The sequence below is a fragment of the Halomonas sp. genome (assembly GCF_014859505.1).
Classification (GTDB): domain Bacteria; phylum Pseudomonadota; class Gammaproteobacteria; order Pseudomonadales; family Halomonadaceae; genus Halomonas.
Genome location: NZ_JACUUD010000210.1, coordinates 1 through 3,313 on the forward strand (window position 1 = coordinate 1; position 3,313 = coordinate 3,313).

Genomic DNA, 3,313 nt, shown 5'->3' on the forward strand with positions numbered 1-3,313 from the left:
CGATATCGAGCTCAGGGGTCGTTCCTGCGTAACGGTCGATATCCACGCTGCTGCAGCCGGCCAGCAGCATGGTGGTGGCCAGCAGCAGCGCCAGCCGGGATCGCTTCTTCCTGTACATTAAAATTCCTCTTGTAGAGCTGATGTACAGGAATGGTAGGCCATTCACAGCGACGGCACCATGCCCATGGCAGGGTGCCGTCCGTTATCCTCGGTGCGTGAAGATTCAGTGGGCGTGGTCGTCCCCGTCGCTATGGCCGCCTCCGCGCCCCTCGGGCGGGCCGCCATCGTGGTCATCCCCCTCCTCATGGTCGTGGTCATCGCCGTCCTCATGCTCGCCCCGCCCCTCGGGCGGGCCGCCGCCGCGGTCCGGGTTACCCCGGGAGAAGCCCCCGTCGCGGAAGATGTCGTCGGTGACCGTGTGGCCGCCCCGGGCCTCGCCGGTGCCGGCGCCCTTGCCGAGACGCTTGCCCTGGCCCTGGCCGCCCCGCTGGCCGCGGTCGCTCCCGCCATGGCTGTCATGGCCATCGGCATGGTCGCTGCTGGCCAGCAGCAGGCCGGGATCGAGGAGGGGGGGCGAGGCGCCGAAGCCCTGGGCGCTGCCCACCGCCAGGGCCAATGGCAGCAGGCCGGCCATCAGCACCCGTCGCAGGGCAGGGGAGTGTCGCGCTTTCATGGATGCCTCCTGTCGAGACAAGGGCGGCCCCACTTGGGGCCGCCGTTTGCGATTGCCGAGTGGCTATCCGTCCTATTCGGCGTCGATGGCGTAGTCGTGGACGTAGAGCAGCACCTTCACGGCGTCATCGGTTTGCATGGTGAAGGTATCGATGCCGTAGCCGTTGTCCTCGATGATCACGGGGCTGTCGTTGAAGGGCACGGCCTCGTAGAGGTTGACCGACACCACCTGGTAGTAGGTCTGGCCGTCGATCTCCACCGCCTCGAGGATATTCACCATCACCCCGTCATAGAGCGCCTCGCGGTCATAGCTGTAGTCCGGGTTGCTGACCAGGGCGGAGAGTTCGTTCTCGAGGCCCAGGAAGGTGGTGATGCCCATCACCCGGTCGATGGTCAGGTCGCCGAACTTGTCGGAGGCCGCCGCGAAGGAGGAGGCCAGCAGCGGCATCATCAGGTCGGCGGAAACTTCCATCGAGAAACTCTCGGAGACGCCATCCCCCCGCGGGTTGGTGCGTATCGAGAGCGTATAGAACCCATCGACGGGGTCGCTACGGCTGGCCTCGAGAAGAGAGATATAGAGTGCCAGGTTCTCCAGCGGAGAGTCGATGGTCGATCCGCTCGGCGTCACCAGGCGCCCGGCCTCATCGGTCCACTCCAGTGAGTCGACGGTCTGGCCGTCGAAGGCCCGCAGCAGCTCGGTCAGGGCACGGTCGGTGACGCTGGAGGGAGAGCGCGCCACGTTGAGGCGGCCGAAATCGACGGCAATGGCGCCCTCCGGCATCTCGAACTTACCGTCCTCGTCTTCCACCATCTGGGTGTACTCGGAGCAGTCGGCCACCAGGCAGGGTTGGATGTTGCCGTTTTCGTCGAGAATCGGGGTGCCATCATCGGCCCGCAGGACGATCACGATATCACCGTAGAGCCCACCCTTGCCGCTGTCGGGACCGCCGCCGGTATCGTCGGGACGGCCACCACGGTCGGTGGGGCGCCCGCCCGCGTCGCGGAAGATGTCACCCTCGGCCGAGCGCCCCTGGCCGCGCCCCGCGCCACCGGGGCCGAGTCCGCGGCCGACGTTCAGGGCATCGCGACCGCCCATGGCCCCCTGGCCCTGGCCTTGTCCCTGCTGCGCCTCGGCGCGATCGATGAGAAAGGCTTCCGCCGGGGTGGCGGCGCCGATGAGAGCGGCCCCGACCAGCGGCAGGATGGCCCCTCCGGTGAGGGCAGCCAGGCGGGAGTAGGGGAACTTCTTGTATAAGGTGCTCATGATAAACCCCTGAGTGACGTCACGGTCACGTGCTTGGTCATGTTGAAACGGGCAGAGCCATTGCCGTTCATGCATTTGCATTCTGAAGATAGTCTTATGGGTGGGTACGCGCGTTGATATATATCAATACTCCCATGCGGCATTTTACCGCCGGGGCCTGGATGGCAGTGCCGGTCTCCAGGCCCGGCGTCCGGGGCTGTCAGAACCGGTAGCTCAGCCCCAGGCGCATCAGTCGTTCCTCGCTTTCCAGGCGATCCACCCCGGTGCCGTAGTCGACCTCGACGTCATCATAGCGGGTCTGGGTCAGCTCCATGCGCAGGTGAACGGCATCGCTCACGGGCATCTCGATGCCGCCGCCGAAGCGCCAGCCCTGTTCGGTCTCGGCCAGGTGGACCCGTTGCTGGCCACGGGCGTAGCGGGTCTCGAAGTCGGTCCAGGCCGAGCCGGCGAGCAGGTAGAGGAGGGCGCCGCTGTCGATCACGTAGCCGGCACGCAGCGCCAGGCCCAGGCTCGATTCGCGGTCCACCGAGTAGGTGCGGCCGTTGGGCAGGCGTTCATGATTCCAGGTGATGTCGCTTACCTCGGCATCGATCTCGCCGCCCAGGTAGATCCGGCCGAAGGTCCTGCCGTAGCCGGCATGCAGGCCTGCCAGGCCACCGCTGTCGCCGAAGTCGGCGGCAAGCTCGGTGGGTTCTCTACGCGGACCGCGCAGGTCGGTGACCAGGCTGCCGTAGCCCGTGTGGACGCCCAGGTAGAAGCCGTCATGGGCCGTCGGTATGGCCGGGGTCCGCTCGCTGGCTTGGCGCCAGGGGTGCCAGGCCAGCCCGAGGCGCATCAGGCTCTCCTCGAAGGTGAAGTCGTCGCGGGCGTCTCCCGTGCCGATGTCGATGTCATCATAGTTGGTATAGCTGTAGTCCATGCGCAGGCCCAGGGTGGTGGCCAGCGGGACCTCGAGGCCGCCGCCGATCCGCCGTCCGTCGTGCCACTGCTCGTCCTGAAGGCTCTCGCCGCCCTGGGCGTATCGCGCGTCGAAGCGGCCTCGCACCAGGCCGAAGCGGCCGTAGACGGCATTGCCGCCGGCCAGCAGACGATCGGCGCGCAGGCCAACTCCGATGTCGCGCTGCTTCTCCACCGAGAAGGCCCGGCCATCGCCTGAGCGCACGTGGTTCCAGCCGCCGTCGGCGTGATCGGCCTCGAGCTCCAGGGCCAGTCGCCAGTCATCGAAGGTCAGGGCGTAGCCGCCAAACAGGCCGAGGCTCTCGCTGGTGCCACGGAAGTCGGCGCTCAGGCTGCCGTTCTGGCCGGTGGCCCGGGGGCCGGCCTGGGCGGTGCCCACCTCGCCAAGCCCGCCCTGCAGGCCGAGATAGAAGCCGCCCA

Annotated in this window: 3 protein-coding genes; all 3 read right to left on the minus strand. The window is 67.4% G+C overall.

Annotated features, from left to right (window positions below; translation table 11 throughout):
• Positions 1-223: 223 nt before the first annotated feature.
• Positions 224-673 (minus strand): hypothetical protein, encoded by a 450-nt coding sequence (locus IBX53_RS15460; protein ID WP_290911068.1) that lies wholly within the window; start codon positions 671-673, stop codon positions 224-226.
• A gap of 72 nt (positions 674-745) precedes the next feature.
• Complete coding sequence (locus IBX53_RS15465) at positions 746-1,936, minus strand: hypothetical protein (protein WP_290911072.1); 1,191 nt, start codon at positions 1,934-1,936, stop codon at positions 746-748.
• A gap of 199 nt (positions 1,937-2,135) precedes the next feature.
• A partial coding sequence (locus tag IBX53_RS15470; protein ID WP_290911075.1) for an outer membrane beta-barrel protein occupies positions 2,136-3,313 on the minus strand: 1,178 nt, incomplete at its 5' end.

Coding starts and splice junctions, on each gene's coding strand:
- IBX53_RS15460 (WP_290911068.1), bottom strand. CDS start 673: ATGAAAGCGCGACACTCCCCTGCCCTGCGACGGGTGCTGATGGCCGGC.
- IBX53_RS15465 (WP_290911072.1), bottom strand. CDS start 1,936: ATGAGCACCTTATACAAGAAGTTCCCCTACTCCCGCCTGGCTGCCCTC.